This is a genomic window from Polynucleobacter sp. HIN8, from assembly GCF_030297615.1.
GTDB lineage: Bacteria > Pseudomonadota > Gammaproteobacteria > Burkholderiales > Burkholderiaceae > Polynucleobacter.
Window position 1 is genome coordinate 1040726 of the sequence record NZ_AP028139.1, and the last position, 18754, is coordinate 1059479.

Genomic DNA, 18754 nt, shown 5'->3' on the forward strand with positions numbered 1-18754 from the left:
ATGCTATTGTTAGACGATGTTGAGAGTAGTCGGGAGCAGCCGACTAGCCGACTCTATCAACACGTCCAAGAGCAATGGCATGCCAATCGATTTTGTGAGTTAGATGCCTGTTTTAATGGTATTGAAGCGGCCTTGCGCCAAGGCCATTATGTTGTTGCACTCTTTGCCTACGAACTCGGTTATTACTGGCAAGGAATAAGCTGCAAACACCCAGAGCCCCTGCCTTTATTGAGAGCATGGTCCTTTAATGAAGTCAGCAAATTATCCAAAGAGGCAGTTGATGCATTTTTGCATGAACGCTTAGCGATTGAGTCAGTACCCAGTGGCATCCTCGATCGGCACGACTCAATCAACCCAATGCGTTTTACTGAGGATATCGCGCGCATTCATGCATGGATTGAGGCGGGCGATACCTATCAAATTAATCACTCCTATCGAGTGTATGGAAAAGCCTATGGCTCACCCCTTGCACTGTATGCGCGCTTACGAGAGCGGCAGCCAGGTCGCTATGGCGCATTCATTGAAGATGGTCATCAGGCGGTCTTATCGCAATCCCCCGAACTCTTTATTCGACGCTCTGGCGATACCCTGATTGCAGAACCCATGAAAGGTACGGCCGACGCTACTCAAGCCCATGCGAAGGAGTTGGCCGACGATCCAAAAAACCGAGCCGAGAACGTCATGATTGTCGATCTTCTGCGTAACGATCTTGGGCGTATTGCGCAAACGGGATCGGTCCATGTTCCTGCACTTTTTGAGGTCAAGCAACATGGTCAGGTCCTGCAAATGACATCAACCGTAGAAGCAAGGTCGTTACCTGATCTTCGAATTGAAGATGTACTGCGGGCGGTGTTCCCATGTGGCTCGGTAACTGGGGCTCCTAAAAGACGGAGTATGGAGATTATTCAAGCCCTGGAAGATCAACCACGCGGTTGGTATTGCGGAGCCTTGGGTTGGTTTGATCCAAACGGCGACTTTGCCATGAGCGTGCCAATCCGTACGCTACAAATGGATCAGCACCCGCAAGCAGGTTCATCCGCTTTTATCTTGGGTGTTGGTGCAGGCATCACGATGGATTCGGATGCGAATACGGAATACCAAGAGTGCCAACTGAAGGCGGCGTTTTTAACAAACTTACCAAGTGGTGTGGGGATTTTTGAAACCATTCGTTTTAATCCGGGTAAGGACCTTAGTAGAGTTGCAAACTGGTCAAGGCACCTCGAGCGCCTATCAAGCTCTGCCCACGCTTTAGGAATTCAATTTGATTACGATGCATTGCTAGATCTGGTGCAGGCAGCCACAACGGATTTAGCGCAGGATTGCATCCATCGTGTCCGTGTTGATTTAAGTGCAACGGGTCAACTGTCGCTATCCCATTCACAAATCGAGATGCTTCATGGACCCGTCAAATTATTTTGGGCCCATGCAATTTTGCAAGACGATTACACACCGCAACAGCTCACCATGCAGTCGCATAACCCCTTATTGCGTCATAAGGTCACCGCGCGCACGATCTACGATGCCGCCTGGCATAAGGCAGTGGCGCTCGGTGGCTTTGATGCCCTCTTTATCAACGAGCATGAGCACGTCACTGAAGGTGGGCGCACCAGCGTATTTGTTCGCGAGGAGCCCAAAGGTCCTTGGCTCACACCGCCCCTTTCGGCTGGGGTGTTACCCGGTGTCATGCGTTCGGCGATCTTGGCGGATCCGACTATGAATGCCCGCGAGGCGAACCTGACTATTAACCAGGTTATGAGCGCTAATGAAATAATGCTGTGCAATGCTTTGCGTGGAATGATTCCGGCTCATTTATGAACTACTGCTCCTCATGCGGCTCCAATGTCCGCCTGCAAATACCGCCTGACGATACGCGCATGCGTCATGTCTGCGAGCAATGCGGTGAGATTCACTACCGCAATCCGCGCAATGTCGTTGGCACCATTCCCATTTGGGAGAACCAAATTCTTTTGTGTCGACGCGCCATTGCCCCACGGCATGGTTATTGGACTCTGCCAGCAGGCTTCTTAGAGGTCGGCGAGAGTACCGAACACGGCGCCGCGCGCGAGACCCTTGAGGAGGCTGGTGCTCTCGTGGATATTGGCCCCTTGTTTTCACTGCTCAATGTGGCGCATGTCGAGCAAGTCCACCTCTTCTATTTGGCACACATGCGCACACCCCACTTTGAAGCGGGTACAGAGAGCTTGGAAGTAGGTCTATTTACTGAGGCGCAGATCCCTTGGTCTGAGCTTGCCTTCCCGACAGTAAAGCAGACCTTGCAATGGTATTTTGAGGATCTGCATGCGGGCGGCTTTCATCACATCCGAACACGCTCTCGCGATATTTTGCCCAGTGAACGCATTGAGTAAATCAGATCGTCTAGTATGAGTACGATCCCGTGGCTTGGCCCAAACGATCCATTCCCCGATCCACGATCCCAATCGGATCCGGACCCAGAAGTGCCGGGTCTGTTGGCAGTCAGTGAACGGATTTATTCAGGGCAGCTAGAGCGCGCTTATCGAAGCGGAATTTTTCCCTGGTATTCCGATCATCAGCCAGTGTTGTGGTGGTCGCCTGATCCTCGCATGACGCTCAATCCCGCGAATCTCAAAATTAGTCAGTCATTGCGCAAAACAATTCGATCTACCCTCGATGACCCGAGCTTGACCTTGCGGGTTGACCATGATTTTTCAGGGGTGATGCGTGCCTGCGCTACCACTGAACGTCCGGGCCAAGACGGCACCTGGATTACCCATGAAATTATGGACGCCTACACGGCATTGCATGAGCAGGGTCATGCCCATTGCATCACTTTGGAACAAAACCAACAGGCTATTGGCGGGCTATATTGCGTCTCCTTTGGCGGGATGGTATTTGGTGAGTCCATGTTTTCAAAGGTACGTGACTCCTCGAAGCTGGCTTTGGCAGCTTTATGCGCATGGTGCTACGATCACAGGGTGACCTTAATTGATTGCCAACAAGAAACTGCCCACCTTCGCTCCTTGGGTGCGATGCCAATTGGCCGCTCTGAGTTTTTGCAGCATGTGGCATGCGCTATTCACGCTCCGATCCAAGGAAAATGGGTAATGGATAAGTTCATTCTTGAGAGATACCTGCAATGAGCCGTGTTCATGAGTTACCGATTACAGCAATTCAGTTTTATGCCACGGCGCCCTATCCGTGCAGCTACATTCCGAAGCAAATTGCACGCTCGCAAGTGGCTACACCCACCCACTCAATTGGCGCTGACGTCTATAGCAATTTAGTCAATGCAGGGTTTCGTCGCAGTGGCTCATACACCTATCGACCTTATTGCGATCATTGCAAAGCCTGCATCGCAACGCGCATTCCGGTCGCTTCCTTTACCCCCAATCGCAGTCAACGCCGCGCTTGGCAAAAACACGCTGGATTACAAACTCAGGTCTTGAGTCTTGCCTTCACCGACGAGCACTATCAACTCTATCAACAGTATCAATCAACCCGTCATCATTCAAGTTTGATGGAGCATGACAACCAAGAGCAATACACCCAGTTCTTATTGCAAAGCCGGGTTAACTCGCGCATGGTGGAGTTTCGGGATGGACCACACGATCCACATCCCGGTCGTTTGCGTATGGTGAGCATGATTGATGTATTGGAGCAAGGGATCTCATCGGTCTATACCTTTTACGATTCCACTCAAGTCAGCTCGAGCTATGGCACCTACAGTGTCCTCTGGCAGATTGATCAGGTTCAGCAATTGGGTCTGCCCTATTTATATTTGGGTTACTACATCGCACAAAGCCCTAAAATGTCGTACAAGATTAAATTTCAACCGCTCGAAGGATTGATCAACGATCAGTGGCAACGCTTGTTGCCGCATCAGCGTACTGATGATTAATACCTACCCGCTTGTTCGCCCCCTATTGTTTTCGCTTGACCCCGAGGAGGCGCATGATTTTTCATTTGCACAACTCGATCGCCTAGAGCGCTGCGGTCTTCTTAAAACCTTGGTGGGTAAACCGATCATCAAGCCCATTGAACTTTGTGGATTGCGATTTCGTAATCCAGTAGGTTTGGCTGCCGGCTTAGATAAAGATGGAAAACACATCGACGCACTCGCAAGCCTTGGCTTTGGATTTTTAGAAATCGGGACAGTTACGCCACTGCCACAACCAGGCAATCCCAAGCCGCGCATGTTTCGTCTACCCAGTGCACACGCCCTAATTAATCGGATGGGCTTTAATAACGATGGTGTTGATGCCTGTATTGAACGCGTTAAGCGTTCACGGTTTTATCAAGAAGGCGGTGTCATTGGTCTTAATATTGGGAAGAATGCAAGTACGCCGATCGAGAACGCTGCCAATGATTACGTCATCGGTATGCGTAAGGTTTATCCCATAGCGAGCTACATCACAGCCAATATCTCATCACCGAACACTAAAAACTTGCGCGACCTTCAAGGTGAAGTGATGCTGCGCCAATTGTTGCAAGCACTTTGTCAAACACGTGAGGACTTAAGTCAACAATTTAGCGTACGCAAGCCAATTTTTCTGAAAATTGCACCCGATCTTGAACCGGCAGATCTCAAGTTGATTGCCGATCTCTTAATTGAATTTGGTATCGATGCGGTGATCGCCACCAACACCACCATTGCTCGTGCGGGCGTTGAGGGGCTTGAACATGGTCACGAAGCTGGCGGCCTCTCGGGATCTCCCGTCTTAGCGCGCTCTAATCAAACCATTCATGATTTATTTCAAGCGCTCCATAATCGTATTCCCATCATTGGGGTTGGAGGCATTCTTTCAGGCGAGAACGTCAAACAAAAACTCGATGCCGGCGCCAGTTTGGTGCAAATCTACACGGGACTTATTTACCAAGGTCCTAAACTAATTGCGGATTGTGTTCGCGCCTTTCCCTAAGCAAATCATTAATACAGCAGTTGTTGAATTGCCCATGTTGATTTACCATTAGATTTCACAATACGCAATGCTGTAAAAACTGGCTACAATCATCGATATGGATAGCAAGGCAAACAAAAACTCAGGTGAAGTCGGCAAGACAGCGATTCAGGTCGTTGAGCGCATGATGAACCTGCTTGATTGTTTAGCCGATCAAGAAGAAGCCAGTAGTCTCAAATTGCTCTCTCAAAAAACAGAGTTGCACCCTTCTACGGCCCATCGCATTCTTAATGATATGGTTGCTTGCCGCCTGGTAGAGCGAGGTGATGGAGGGACGTATCGATTAGGCTTACGACTCTTGGAGCTTGGCAACTTGGTTAAAGAGCGATTGTCGGTTCGAGAAGCCGCCCAATTGCCAATGCGAGCGCTTCATAAGCTGACTGGAGAGACGGTTAACCTTTCAGTTCGCCAAGGCGATGAAATTGTGTATGTCGACCGCGCTTACAGTGAGCGCTCTGGAATGCAAGTGGTCCGAGCAATTGGTGGCCGTGCCCCCTTGCACCTCACCTCCGTGGGTAAATTATTCTTAGCCGTCGACGATCCCAATCAAGTTCGTGCTTATGCAACACGCACCGGTCTTGCTGGACACACGCGCAATAGCATTACCCAATTAGCCAAGCTTGAGAGCGAGCTTGGGAGTGTTCGACACGTAGGTCATTCGCGCGATAACGAAGAGCTTGAACTCGGAGTGAGTTGCCTCGCTGCCGGAATTTTGGATGACACTGGCAAATTGGTTGCGGGTTTATCGCTAAGCTCCCCAACCGATCGCATGCAACCCGATTGGCTTAAAGCTTTACAAGAAACAGCGCTGCAGATTTCCAAAGGTTTGGGCTATAAACCAAGCCCTAAAAAAGATTAACCTTACATGGTGAGCCGGCGAATCGGCTTGGGCTCACCAGGCTGATAGCTCTCAATCCAATCACGTACGCGCACCGCATCAGCAAATCGTGATTGGGTTCCAACGGAGTCCAAGAAAACCAGCAGCAATGGCAAGCCATTAACTTTCGCTTGCATCACCAAGCACTTACCTGCGGCACTGATGAATCCGGTTTTCTGTAAACCAATTTCCATATCACCAGCGCGCACAAGACGGTTGGTATTTAAGAACACCTGCGGGCGTTTATTAATCACCAAGGTGGTATCAGGCCAGACCGAGAACTCCCGAATCAATTTGTAGTTATAAGACGCAACCAGCATTCTGGCTAAGTCCTCAGCAGTCGATACATTGGTGGCCAATAGACCGGTTGGATCAGTAAAGCTGGAGTTTGTCATTCCCAACGAATACGCCTTATGGTTCATGGCCTCGACAAAAGCCTTTGCCCCACCAGGATAATTACGGGCTAATAAATAGGAGGCGCGATTCTCGGAGGACATGAGTGCTAATAGCAGCGCTTCTTCGCGCGTTAACTTGGCACCCAGACTTAAGCGGGACTTTGAATAAATCTTCACATCCTCTTGCGTAATAGTTAGCACCTCATCAAGCGGCGCATTGGAGTCAAGCACCACCATGGCAGTCATGAGCTTTGTAATGGACGCAATTGGCAAACTGACATCAGGGTTTTTCTCAAAAAGAATTTCTTTCGAATGCTGGTCCACCACCATGGCCACGCTCGACTTGAGATTGAGGTCATCGGGCTGGTTACGCAACCCCATCGCCGTCGCAAACGATGGACGAGCAGCGGCCTGCGCAGGATTCTTGGGACGATTAACCGTGGTGCGGACCTGTTTTGAATTCGAAGACTTTGGTTTTTGAGCTGCGGTGGATTTATTTCCTTGGGCGCTCTGTTTGGGTTTGTTCGTCTGCGTTCCAGTAGAGGACTGGGCAAGAGCCGGCTCGGCGATACCGAGAGTGAAGCTAAAAATGCCAAGGAGAAGAATCTGGAGGGGGTATCGAACCCTTGTCTGCAAGGCAGGCAAAGAATGAGTTACTGAATAAATGACCGCTTGAATCAATCTCAACGTAAATCCTAGAACACAGTTCAGTTGTGTAATGATAACTGGATTAGCGTTGAGCGCCCACTTTTCCTTGGTAGTTGACCAAAATCACCGCGGTCATGGTGAGCAATAGTCCAGCTAGCATCATGAGCGTCAAGGGCTCATCGAACAAAATCCAGGCCATCAGGGCTGTGGTTGGGGGCGTCAAATACAAAAGGCTGGTTACTTTGGTGGCGGCACCTTTGCGGATCAAGATAAACAACAAACTAATTGCACCAATCGAGGTTGGCAAAATACCCCACAGTAAGGCGCCAATCACTGGCGCATTCCAGACGATCTGGCGGGTCTCAAACAGCAAAGCAACGATTAAACACAAAACGGTCGAGATTGAAAACTGAATCATCGACCCTGCCCGAAGATCAAAATCAGGACAGAACTTTTTTTGATAAAGCGTGCCAAAGGTAATGGCAAATAGCGCGGCAATCGCAAAACCATAAGCACTCATTGGAATATCCAAAAAGCTGGTTTTCTCGGCAACCACTAACGCAACTCCACCAATGCCCAATATCAAGCCAAGCCATTGACGATAATTGACGCGCTCAGATACCCATGATGCGCTCCATGCGGTCAAGATAGGCTGCAAGCCCACAATCAATGCGATCAGTCCAGCGGTCATGCCCAAACGCACTGCACTCCACACTCCCATGACGTACCCGAATTGCAAGAGCGCCCCAGCCACTGCAATGTGACCGGTCTGGGAACGATTAGGCCAGATGGGTTTCCAAAACAAAATGATGACGCCCATCACCATCAGTACGCCAGTAAAGCGCAGAAATAAAAATGTGGCTGGCTCCATATACGGCATTCCAAAGCGCGCAATGATGAAGCCTGTACTCCAGATAAAGACAAATAAAGGTGCGGCAAATGCCTCAATCGAGGTGGCTGACTTCATGAAGTGGACAAAGGCTTGGAAACGCCTATTGTATGCTGATGCGCACACGCAATCTGTATGGTTTGATAATGGATCCGTACCGTATCCTCAATGGGATTGGCATACCCACCAGCCATCGCAATGGCAATCGGGATGCCCTTCTCTTTCACAAATGCCATGACGCGTTGATCGCGCAACGCTAATCCCTCGCTCGTTAGTGTTAGCCGACCTAAACGATCGCCTTCGAAGGGATCGGCACCTGCTAAGTAAATCAGAAACTGAATTCCTTGTTTGGATAGAAAACAGAGAGCCTCTTCAAGGGCCTCTAAATAGATGGTGTCACTACTACCATCGGCTAGAGCAATATCTAGATCGCTACTCGCCTTTGCAAAGGGGTAGTTTTTCTCCCCATGGATCGAGACCGTGCAAATTGCTGCATCGTTTTGCAAAATCGCAGCCGTGCCATCACCTTGGTGCACATCCAGATCCAAAATACCAATTTTTTGGAGACCAATCGGACTTTTCAGTAAAACACGCGCTGCAATCGCGGCATCATTAAAAACACAAAAGCCAGATCCCTTGTTTCGGTAGGCGTGATGGGTACCGCCTGCTAGATTAACGGCCACACCCTCTTTGAGGGCGGATTGGCATGCCGCAATCGTAGCGCCCACCGAACGACGAGAGCGCTCGACCATTTTCTCGGACCACGGAAAACCAATCGCTTTCTGCTCTGCCTCACTGAGAGTTCCACTAATCACCCGCTGGACGTATGAAGCGTCATGCGCCAGAAGGAGTTCCGTATCGCTAGCCCGAGGAGCCTCATGCAATTGGACATTTGGCAGTCCAAGGACTAAATCACGCAGCATCTTGTACTTGGCCATCGGAAACCGGTGTCCGGTGGGCAACGGCAGCACAAAGTGATCGCTATAGAAGGCTTTCAAGATTTCTCATGTTGATTGTTTAAGTTATTGATTATATTTGATTATTTATATCTTACATACCGGAAATATTCATTGTTGCAATGCAACATAATATCTTCTATAATTGAGCTTAAGATGACTAAAAATAGTCTCCCCTATATAACTAAAGGAGTCCACCATGAACTTAACCCCTGAACAAATTGCAGCGGCCCAGAAGGCCAACCTCGAGACCCTCGCCGGTCTTACCAACCAAGCCCTCAAAAGCGTTGAGAAGCTCGTTGAGCTCAACATGCAAATCGCTAAGAGTAGCTTGAGCGAGAGCATGAGCAACGCCAAGAAAGCACTAGAGGTTCGCGACGTACAACAACTCATTGCCCAGCAAGCTCAAATGATTCAGCCAATGGCTGAGCGCATGATGAGCTATGGTCGTGATCTGTACGAGATTGCACAAGATAGTTCGCAAGCGTTTACCAAGACTGCAGAAGCAGAGCTCGCGGCTAACCAGAAAAAACTGCAATCGATGGTCGATGAGTGGACCAAAAATGCACCTGCTGGCTCCGATGCTGCCGTGCAAATGATGAAGCAAGCGATTGCTGCAGCTAACAATAGCTATGAGACCAGCCAAAAGGCCATTAAGCACGCAATGGAAGTTGCCCAAGCCAATATGCAAAATGCGGCAGATACCGTTACCAAAGCCGCTACCAAAGCAGCGAAGGCTTCTAAGAAATCGTCTGAGTAATTTATAGAACGTCTGAGATTAAAACCCCGCTGCGGCGGGGTTTCTTATTGGCACTAAAGCTTCTAAACCACTTGACTACTTTTTCTTAACGGGCGGTAAATCGGTACACGATCCATGATGGGCCTCGGCGGCTAAGCCCACCGATTCACCAAGAGTTGGATGAGGATGAATGGTCTTACCAATGTCAACCGAGTCAGCTCCCATCTCGATGGCTAAACACACTTCACCAATCAGATCGCCTGCATTGGTACCCACAATTCCTCCGCCAATAATGCGATGGGTGTTGGCATCAAAGAGTAATTTGGTAAAGCCTTCATCGCGACCGTTCGCAATGGCTCGTCCGCTAGCCGCCCATGGAAATAAGCCTTTCTCATAGGCAATGCCTTGTGCCTTACATTGTTCTTCGGTAAGCCCTGCCCACGCGACTTCCGGATCGGTATAGGCCACCGACGGAATTTGCTTGGCATCAAAATAGGACTTCTGACCAGCCGCTGCTTCGGCTGCAACATGACCTTCATGCACGGCCTTATGCGCTAGCATCGGTTGACCAACGATGTCGCCAATCGCAAAGATATTGGCTACATTGGTTCGCATTTGGGCATCGACCGGAATAAATCCGCGTTCATCAACTTGCACTCCGGCAGCACTTGCATCAATCTTCTTACCATTTGGTGTGCGCCCTACTGCAACTAAGACGAGGTCGTATTGCTGCGGGCCATCGGGTGCTTTCTCACCTTCAAAAAACACTTCGATACCATCCGGCTTGGCTTCTGCACGAACCGCACGGGTTTTAAGCATAATGCGATCAAAGCGATGGGCGTTCATCTTTTCCCAAACGCGCTCAAGATCGCGATCGGCCCCGGCCATCAAGCCATCCATCATCTCCACAATATCGATGCGTGAACCGAGTGCGCTATAGACTGTAGCCATCTCTAAGCCAATGATGCCGCCACCAATCACGAGCATGCGCTTTGGAATACTCTGTAGTAATAATGCACCAGTACTATCGACCACGCGGGGGTCCTTGGGCATAAATGGCAAAGCAATCGGTTGGCTGCCAGCCGCAATAATGGCTCTCTGAAAACGAATGACTTCTTTCTGACCCGAGAGATCCTGTCCGCTACCTGTGCACAGATTAACTTCAAGATGATGCGCATCCAAAAAACGCCCCAAACCGCGCACCACATTAACCTTGCGCATCTTAGCCATACCCGCTAGGCCACCAGTTAACTTCGCAATGACGCCCTCTTTGTGTTGACGCAATTGATCAAGATTAATTTTCGGAGGAGCAAATTCAATACCGTGCTTGGCCATGTGTTTGACTTCATCCATCACGGCTGCAGTATGTAAAAGGGCTTTTGATGGAATGCAACCGACATTCAGACAAACACCGCCTAGGGTTGGATAACGCTCCACCAGAATAACGTTTGCACCAAGATCAGCGCTACGAAATGCCGCACTGTAGCCGCCGGGCCCTGCCCCCAAGACGAGTACCTCGCATTCATGCTGCACCTTGCCCTGATACGCACCTGCTGGAACCGGAATAGCTGCAGGTGCTACTGGCGGTGGTGTGGGTGATTTTGTAATCGCAGGACTGGAAGCTACGGCGGGAGTTAAGGCTGAAGCCGCAGCAGATACCTCGAGCTGCCCAATCACAGAACCCTTGCTTACTTTGTCGCCTACTTTAATCGTAAGACTAGTGACGATACCCGCTTGATCGGCAGGAACCTCCATCGTCGCTTTATCGGACTCGAGAACAATGAGCGGTTGCTCTTTTTCAATGGCATCACCAACCTTCACCAACACTTCAATAACTGGGACATCGGAGTAATCGCCGATATCAGGGACTACGATCGCATGCTGACTCATCACCCTCTCCTACAAAACAGCACGACGGAAGTCGGCGAGTAACTGCGAAATATAGACATTAAATCGCGTGGCCAATGCGCCATCAATCACCCGATGGTCTGCGGTGAGCGACAGAGGACAAATTAAGCGCGGGACAAATTCTTTGCCATCCCAAACCGGTTTCATGGCAGCTTTACTAACGCCCAAAATCGCTACCTCAGGAGCATTAATGATGGGAGCAAAGTACGTACCACCAATTCCACCCAATGATGAAATCGTAAAACTGGCTCCTTGCATTTGCTCAGGCTTTAATTTGCCCTCACGCGCAAGCGCTGCGAGTTCCGCAGTTTCTTTGGCGATTTCGAAAATCCCTTTTTGATCGGCATTACGAATCACCGGAACCACTAAACCGTTCGGGGTATCGGCTGCAAAGGCAATATGAAAATATTTCTTGAGGACCAGATCATCGCCATCGAGTGAGGCATTGAACTCGGGGTACTTCTTTAATGCGGCAACGGATGCTTTGATTAAAAAGGCAAGCATCGTAATCTTGCTGCCTTGCTTCTCATTTTCCTTATTGGTCTGAACTCTAAATGCTTCGAGGTCAGTAATATCGGCATCCTCGTGATACGTTACCGCCGGAATCATCACCCAGTTGCGTGCGAGATTGGCAGCAGAAAGTTTTTTGATGCGAGAGAGTGGTTGACGCTCAGTCTCGCCAAACTTACTGAAGTCGACCTTAGGCCATGGAAGAAGATTAAGTCCACCCAAACTACCGCCCGAGTTTTGATTAGCGGGTGCGCTCGCACCGCTCATGACGGATTTAACGAAGGCCTGTACATCCTCTTGAGAAATGCGCCCTTTGGGTCCTGTTCCTTTGACTTGCGCGATCGTGACACCCAACTCACGAGCGAATTTACGAACCGATGGACTCGCGTGGCTTGCACCATCAATCGAACTCGCCGGCTCAGCGCGCGCTGGGGCTGGAGTTGAGGTTGGGGCTGACACCACTGCTGGGGCCGGCATGGGTGCTGCAGGAGGAGCCACTGTTTTTTGTACTGGCGTAGCAGGTGCGGCCTGTGGGGCTGGAGTTGGAGGAACTGGTGCGCTTGATGCAGCGGATGCGCTCGCATCGCTTGGCTCCAGGAGAAGAACTAAGCCGCCCTCCGAGATGCTATCTCCGACCTTGACCTTAACCTCTTTCACGATCCCTGCATGCGAAGATGGCACATCCATGGTGGCCTTATCGGACTCCAGCGTAATGAGGGACTGCTCTTTCTCAACGCGATCACCTGGTTTGATATGCACCTCAATCACAGGCACATCTTGGTAGTCCCCGATGTCAGGAACCTTGATTTCAAGTAATTGACTCATGATGGCCTTACATCTTCATGGGGTTGGGTTTATTCGGATCAATTTGGTACTTACTAATCGCTTGCGCAACCTTGCTGCGATCAATCTTCCCATCATCGGCCAAGGCCTTTAGTGCAGTAACCGTGACCCAGCGACGATCCACCTCAAAAAAGTGCCGGAGTTGCTCGCGGGTATCGGAGCGACCAAAGCCATCGGTACCTAGCACTTCATAACGACGGCCGAGGTTCTGAATCGCCGGACGAATTTGCTCTGCAAACAAGCGCATGTAATCGGTTGCAGCAATGACTGGGCCCTGACTATCTTTTAGTAGACGCTCGACATGCGATAGCTTAGGAGAAGCTGTTGGGTTCAGTAAATTACTGCGATTGGTTTCATTCCAATCCCGTCCAAGCTCATTCATGCTAGGGCAGCCCCACAGATCGGAAGCGATGCCCCAATCTTGGTTTAGCAGCTCTGCGGCAGCAATCACTTCGCGGAAGATGGTGCCACTACCGAGTAGTTGAACGCGCAATGGATTTTTTGCATCGCCCATCGATTGCAACTTGTACATCCCCTTAATAATGTCTTGCTCCACACCCTTGGGCATCGCTGGATGGGCATAGTTCTCATTCATTAAGGTGATGTAGTAATAAACATCCTCTTGGTCGGTCAGCATGCGACGCATACCATCCTGAATCACAACCGCCAACTCAAAGGCAAAGGTTGGGTCATAGCTCACGCAGTTCGGAACGGCTGCCGCCCAGATCTGACTATGACCATCTTCGTGTTGCAAGCCCTCACCATTGAGTGTGGTGCGACCCGCAGTGCCGCCCAGGAGGAATCCGCGACTGCGCATATCGCCAGCAGCCCATGCCAAATCACCAATGCGTTGGAAGCCAAACATCGAATAGAAGATGTAAAACGGTAGCATCGGTACGCCATGCGTGGAATACGATGTTGCGGCTGCGATCCAGTCGCACATGCCACCCGCTTCGTTGATGCCTTCTTGCAGAATTTGTCCTGCCTTATCTTCTTTGTAGAACATCAACTGATCATGATCTTCTGGGGTGTAGAGCTGTCCCAGTTGATTCCAAATACCAAGTTGGCGGAACATGCCCTCCATACCAAAGGTCCGCGACTCGTCTGGCACGATCGGCACAACCCGGCGACCAATGGTCTTGTCGCGCACAACCGTATTGAGTAGACGCACAAAGGCCATCGTGGTTGAGATCTCACGCCCTTCAGCAGTTGCCTCTAATAGTGGGGTAAATGCATCTAACGCAGGAACTGGCAAACTCTCGGCTTTTGCTCGGCGTTGTGGCAAATAGCCACCAAGCTCCATACGCCGCGCCCGCATGTATTCCAGCTCAGGACTGCCCTCTGGAAACTTCACAAAGGGCATATCGGCCAATTGATCGTCACTCACTGGAATCTCAAAGCGATCCCTAAAACGTACGACGTCATCGTGACTCATTTTCTTGGCCTGGTGAGCAATGTTCATGCCCTCACCCGACCCGCCCATCCCATAGCCTTTAATTGTCTTTGCAAGGATTACGGTGGGTTGACCGCGATGGTTCACCGCCGATTGAAATGCGGCAAATACTTTATGGGGATCATGGCCTCCGCGATTAAGGTTCCAGATATCCTCATCGCTCCAATCAGCAACCAAGGCTTTAAGTTCTGGGGTGTTAAATACCTTCTCACGCACGTAGGCACCATTTTTAGCTTTCATGGTCTGGTACTCACCATCCACAATCTCACCCAAGCGCTGCATCAGGATGCCGTTCTTATCGCGCGCAAAGAGCGCGTCCCAATGACCGCCCCACACCACTTTGATGACATTCCAGCCAGCACCTCGGAACTCGCTTTCAAGCTCCTGAATAATCTTGCCATTACCACGAACGGGACCATCTAAGCGCTGCAGATTGCAGTTCACAACAAAGATGAGGTTATCGAGTTTCTCGCGACCCGCCATGCCGATCGCACCAAGCGACTCAGGCTCATCGGTTTCACCATCGCCTAAGAAGGCCCACACTTTGCGCCCTTCGGTCTTGGCAAAACCACGATCCTCGAGATACCGCATAAAGCGTGCTTGATAGATGGCCATAATGGGACCGAGACCCATCGATACCGTGGGGAACTGCCAAAAGTCTGGCATCAACCAAGGATGAGGGTAGCTTGAGATACCTTTGCCATCCACCTCTTGGCGGAAGTTATTGAGTTGCTCGTCACTTAAACGACCCAACATATAAGCACGGGCATATACGCCAGGTGCCGAGTGTCCTTGTACAAAAATAAGATCGCCGCCATGCTGTGCGGACGGTGCGTGCCAAAAATGGTTGTATCCAACATCGTACAAAGTGGCCGCAGATTGGAAGGAGGAGATGTGTCCTCCTACGTTGGTGTCTTTATTAGCCCGCAATACCATCGCCATGGCATTCCATCGTGTAAACGATCGAATCCGATGCTCGATATTTTGATCGCCTGGGATCCGCGCTTGGATCTCTACTGGAATCGTATTGATATAAGGCGTCTCGGCATGAAATGGTTGATCAACACCATTCACACGCGCATGCGCAATTTGTTGATCGATCAGATACGCGGCACGGTCGGTGCCTTCGTGTTTGATCACACCATCGAGTGCCTCTAACCACTCTTTGGTTTCCACTGGATCCGCATCCAATTGATTCATTTGACCTGCCACTTGCTCGGGTACAGCTGCCATGGTTTGCCTCCGTTTTATCGATAACAAGGGATTGTGTCCCCCTATGGCTAATATTTTAAGAATAGGTAACGATTGTGACAATTTATTTTCCACATTCCGGTAATCTTTATCACTATATGAAATTATGGTGCAATGCAAAGCCCTTTATATTAGGAACTTCCATGAACTAGAAAGACCCTTGGATTGGCTACCGGGAACTCCTTACAAGTAAAGCTCTACGAAGCATTTAAACGAATGCCTTCGATACGACGGTTTATTGGTTCGCGCCTCGTCTATACGCCACTAATGGCAATCGTCATTTTTCTGGTGGTGATGGCCATCATTCTCGGAACTCTGCAAGTTCAAGAACGGCAACAACAAGAAGGATCCCTCTTTCGCGAACTGAGTTTGGTGAAACAACGAATTCAGCTTCGGTTTGTCAACAACAGTGAAGCCTTGCAATCCTTTAGTCGCGATCTTGCACAAACCCAAAATGATCGCGTAGCACGCGACAAGGTCTTGGCTCAAATCGAATCGTTTGTTTTGGGTAACCCAGAAATCTTGCAGCTCATCTGGCTAAACGATAACGAGTGGCGCCAATGGATGGTGCCGCCCCCAGCGCGCAATAACGAATGGTTCGATGTGGTGCCTCAAGCAACGGATATTGATCGCGAACTCAAAAAAGCGGTGTTCTTAAGTCGCGAAACCAACCGACCCGCTTATAGTCAAGTCATTAGCCTCACCGTTCCCAAAGATGATCCGATGATGAGCGAGCGTCAATCGGTTTTTTGGGAGGTCATTTCAATCTTCAAAGATGGAGAAGCGACAGGTGCACTAGCAGTGATGTACTCCAGCCAAGGAATCTTGCAATACATTATCCCGCCTGAGTTAAAGAGCCAGCATCGCTACTCCTTAATTGGTAAGGACAACCGCGTACTCGCTATCTCATCGGATCGTGATACGCCCACGCGCTCACTAAGCAATGAAACCAGTTTGGATTTTGGCGCGCTTGGTCCCAACATCATGTTGCGTGTCGACACTTACCCACCACCAACCGATCTTACCTTTCGGATGCTCTTGGGGGTTGTGATTGGCTTGTCTGCCTTTGTGGTCTGGAGCCTGTGGTCGGTTCTTAAGCAAATGCAAGTACGTCAGCTCACCGAAGCCAACTTACGAACCGAAAGTAGTTTTCGTAAGGTGCTTGAGGACTCGATGCCGGTTGGGATTCGGGCGCACGATATGGAAAAACGCATTACCTACGTCAATCGCTCATTCTCGGAAATGACGGGCTGGGCTCAAGAAGAATTGCTCGGCTTAAAGCCACCCTTTCCATTTTGGCCAGCAGAGCTCCATGATGAGCTGATGCAGAAGATGGCGGGCGCACTTGAGGAGAATGTTAAAAGCGGGATCGAGGGCACGATTCAGCGTAAAGATGGAACCCGAATTGCAACGCGCACCTTTATCGCTCCATTAATTAATGATAAGGGCCAGCAAACCGGTTGGGTGACATCGGTAATTGATATCTCCGAACCAAAAAAGATCCGAGAAGAGTTAACCGCCACCCAAGAACGCTTTGTCACCGTACTTGAAGGTTTAGATGCTGCAGTATCGGTGGTCTCCATTGAAACGGGCGAACTCCTCTTTGCCAATCGCTACTACCGCGAGCGCTTTGGTGATACTGCGAGAGGGCATATTGATCTAACCGGTCATGAGATGGATCCATCCTCCATCTTTCATTTTGAGGGTGATAACGTGGATGCCCTAGCCGGCTTACCGGCCTCTGCTTTAAAACAATCCAATGAGATTGAGTCGGAGGAGATTCAGTTGCGGGGCGATACAACCCATTGGTATGAAGTGCGGCGTCGTTATATTTCATGGGTCGATGGCCACCTTGCACAGTTACTCATTGCGACCGATATTACGTTGCGCAAGAACACCGAAGAGCTTGCACGTCAGCAAGAGGAACGGATGCAATTCACAAGTCGTCTTACCACCATGGGTGAAATGGCTTCTTCGCTTGCACACGAGCTCAACCAACCGCTCTCGGCCATCTCGAACTATTGCATGGGAATTGCCAAACGCCTATCGAGCACCCAAAACCCGCTCTCCAATGAGCTAGTTCCTGCATTAGAGAAAGCTAGCGACCAAGCCCATCGGGCAGGCACCATCATTTCGCGCATTCGAAGCTTTGTAAAGCGCAGCGAGCCGCAAAGTAAGTTGTGCAACATTAGTGACATCGTTGCCGACTCCGTTGGTCTCGTCGAGTTTGAAGCCAATCGACACCGCCTCAAGATTGTTTCCGAGATTGCACCCGATATTCCTCAGGTTGAGCTAGATCCCGTTCTCATCCAGCAGGTTTTAGTGAACCTCCTGAAAAACTCCTTAGATAGCCTGCGTGAGGTTTACCCCCTCTCCTCGCGCTGGTCGGCCCCACCGGTGAAGATTAGTGCGGATCTCGAGACCAGCACCTTCCCCAGTATGCTCCGAATTCGGGTGACCGATGCCGGGGCTGGCATCGCCGAATCAGTGATCAGCCGCATGTTTGAGCCCTTCTTTAGTACCAAATCCGACGGAATGGGCATGGGTCTTAATATATGTCGCTCCATCATCGAGTCCCACCATGGTAGGCTGTGGGCCAAGAACCATATGGATACCGAGCACACCCGCTTGGTCGGCTGCACCTTTACAATTCTGTTACCGTTGGAATCCAATCAAATAACAAAGACGTCAATAGGAAATAGCAATGAACATGAGCAATCCACCGAAAACAACCCAGGCTGAAGTGGTTTATGTGGTTGATGATGATGAGGCAGTACGTGACTCGCTCACCTGGTTACTCGAGAGCAATGGCTATACCGTCCGTTGCCATGCCAGTGCGGAACGCTTCTTACAGTCCCTCCAAAATACGGATAAATCAACCATCTCATGCTTGATCTTGGATGTGCGTATGCCCGGTATGTCGGGTTTGGAACTTCAAGAGCGCCTCATCAGTGAGAACTTACCAATGCCCATCTCTTTCATTACTGGTCACGGGGATGTGTCAATGGCAGTGTCGACCATGAAGCGTGGTGCGGTTGACTTCATTGAGAAGCCCTTTAAAGAAAATGAGTTGTGCGCCCTTGTTGAGCGGATGCTGACCAAGGCTCGCGTTGATTTTGCGCAAGCCGATCAACGCAAGAACACCCAAAGCCTTTTGAGCAAACTGACTGGTCGTGAGCGTCAGGTATTAGAGCGCATTGTGGCAGGTCGTCTCAATAAGCAAATTGCTGACGATCTCAGCATCTCCATTAAAACCGTTGAAGCACACCGTGCCAACATCATGGAGAAGCTCAACGTCAATACCGTTGCTGATCTTTTGCGTCTTGCGCTCTCCTAATGATCTGATTA

15 protein-coding genes are annotated in these 18754 nt (G+C 50.1%); 9 read left to right on the plus strand and 6 right to left on the minus strand.

What is annotated here, in order from left to right; genetic code table 11:
- From QUE65_RS05565 to QUE65_RS05590, 6 genes are all read left to right on the plus strand, one after another.
- Nucleotides 1-1815 carry a bifunctional chorismate-binding protein/class IV aminotransferase gene (locus QUE65_RS05565; RefSeq protein ID WP_286279928.1) on the plus strand — a complete coding sequence of 605 codons (1815 nt, stop codon included), beginning with the start codon at nucleotides 1-3 and terminating at the stop codon, nucleotides 1813-1815.
- On the plus strand, nucleotides 1812-2366 hold the full coding sequence (locus tag QUE65_RS05570) for an NUDIX hydrolase (protein WP_286279929.1): 555 nt from the start codon (nucleotides 1812-1814) through the stop codon (nucleotides 2364-2366). Before QUE65_RS05565 ends, QUE65_RS05570 begins: the two co-directional genes overlap by 4 nt.
- A 15-nt stretch (nucleotides 2367-2381) precedes the next feature.
- Nucleotides 2382-3119 (plus strand): leucyl/phenylalanyl-tRNA--protein transferase, encoded by a 738-nt coding sequence (gene aat / locus QUE65_RS05575; protein WP_286279931.1) that lies wholly within the window; start codon nucleotides 2382-2384, stop codon nucleotides 3117-3119.
- The gene (locus QUE65_RS05580) at nucleotides 3116-3877 is read left to right on the plus strand and encodes an arginyltransferase (RefSeq protein ID WP_286279932.1); all 762 of its coding nucleotides are present in this window, start codon (nucleotides 3116-3118) and stop codon (nucleotides 3875-3877) included. The genes aat and QUE65_RS05580 overlap by 4 nt, the downstream gene beginning before the upstream one ends.
- Nucleotides 3870-4898: a quinone-dependent dihydroorotate dehydrogenase gene (locus QUE65_RS05585; protein WP_286279935.1), complete on the plus strand. Its 1029-nt coding sequence runs from the start codon at nucleotides 3870-3872 to the stop codon at nucleotides 4896-4898. The genes QUE65_RS05580 and QUE65_RS05585 overlap by 8 nt, the downstream gene beginning before the upstream one ends.
- 97 nt (nucleotides 4899-4995) lie before the next feature.
- The gene (locus QUE65_RS05590) at nucleotides 4996-5796 is read left to right on the plus strand and encodes an IclR family transcriptional regulator (protein WP_286279937.1); all 801 of its coding nucleotides are present in this window, start codon (nucleotides 4996-4998) and stop codon (nucleotides 5794-5796) included.
- Between the two features lie 2 nt (nucleotides 5797-5798).
- Here the strand turns inward: QUE65_RS05590 and QUE65_RS05595 are convergent, their stop codons facing one another.
- Genes QUE65_RS05595 through QUE65_RS05605 form a run of 3 tightly spaced genes read right to left on the minus strand, consistent with a single transcriptional unit; the run spans nucleotide 5799 to nucleotide 8744 of the window.
- Nucleotides 5799-6896 carry a serine hydrolase gene (locus QUE65_RS05595; RefSeq protein WP_286279950.1) on the minus strand — a complete coding sequence of 366 codons (1098 nt, stop codon included), beginning with the start codon at nucleotides 6894-6896 and terminating at the stop codon, nucleotides 5799-5801.
- 43 nt (nucleotides 6897-6939) lie between these two features.
- Complete coding sequence (locus tag QUE65_RS05600; protein WP_286279951.1) at nucleotides 6940-7824, minus strand: DMT family transporter; 885 nt, start codon at nucleotides 7822-7824, stop codon at nucleotides 6940-6942.
- Nucleotides 7821-8744, minus strand: a complete 924-nt coding sequence (locus QUE65_RS05605) for a histone deacetylase family protein (protein ID WP_286279952.1) — start codon at nucleotides 8742-8744, stop codon at nucleotides 7821-7823. Before QUE65_RS05605 ends, QUE65_RS05600 begins: the two co-directional genes overlap by 4 nt.
- Nucleotides 8745-8901: 157 nt before the next feature.
- Between QUE65_RS05605 and QUE65_RS05610 the strand changes: the two genes are divergently transcribed.
- Nucleotides 8902-9462: a phasin family protein gene (locus QUE65_RS05610; RefSeq protein WP_286279953.1), complete on the plus strand. Its 561-nt coding sequence runs from the start codon at nucleotides 8902-8904 to the stop codon at nucleotides 9460-9462.
- 75 nt (nucleotides 9463-9537) lie between these two features.
- On the opposite strand, the gene lpdA is transcribed toward QUE65_RS05610, so the two are convergent.
- Genes lpdA through aceE form a run of 3 tightly spaced genes read right to left on the minus strand, consistent with a single transcriptional unit; the run spans nucleotide 9538 to nucleotide 15388 of the window.
- On the minus strand, nucleotides 9538-11331 hold the full coding sequence (gene lpdA, locus QUE65_RS05615; protein ID WP_286279954.1) for a dihydrolipoyl dehydrogenase: 1794 nt from the start codon (nucleotides 11329-11331) through the stop codon (nucleotides 9538-9540).
- A gap of 9 nt (nucleotides 11332-11340) precedes the next feature.
- Nucleotides 11341-12684, minus strand: coding sequence for a dihydrolipoyllysine-residue acetyltransferase (gene aceF, locus QUE65_RS05620; protein WP_286279957.1), 1344 nt, complete (start codon nucleotides 12682-12684; stop codon nucleotides 11341-11343).
- A gap of 7 nt (nucleotides 12685-12691) precedes the next feature.
- Nucleotides 12692-15388, minus strand: a complete 2697-nt coding sequence (aceE, locus tag QUE65_RS05625) for a pyruvate dehydrogenase (acetyl-transferring), homodimeric type (protein WP_286279958.1) — start codon at nucleotides 15386-15388, stop codon at nucleotides 12692-12694.
- A gap of 234 nt (nucleotides 15389-15622) precedes the next feature.
- Between aceE and QUE65_RS05630 the strand changes: the two genes are divergently transcribed.
- On the plus strand, nucleotides 15623-18148 hold the full coding sequence (locus tag QUE65_RS05630) for a PAS domain-containing sensor histidine kinase (RefSeq protein WP_286279959.1): 2526 nt from the start codon (nucleotides 15623-15625) through the stop codon (nucleotides 18146-18148).
- Nucleotides 18111-18743 carry a response regulator transcription factor gene (locus tag QUE65_RS05635; protein ID WP_215368546.1) on the plus strand — a complete coding sequence of 211 codons (633 nt, stop codon included), beginning with the start codon at nucleotides 18111-18113 and terminating at the stop codon, nucleotides 18741-18743. Before QUE65_RS05630 ends, QUE65_RS05635 begins: the two co-directional genes overlap by 38 nt.
- Nucleotides 18744-18754: the final 11 nt, after the last annotated feature.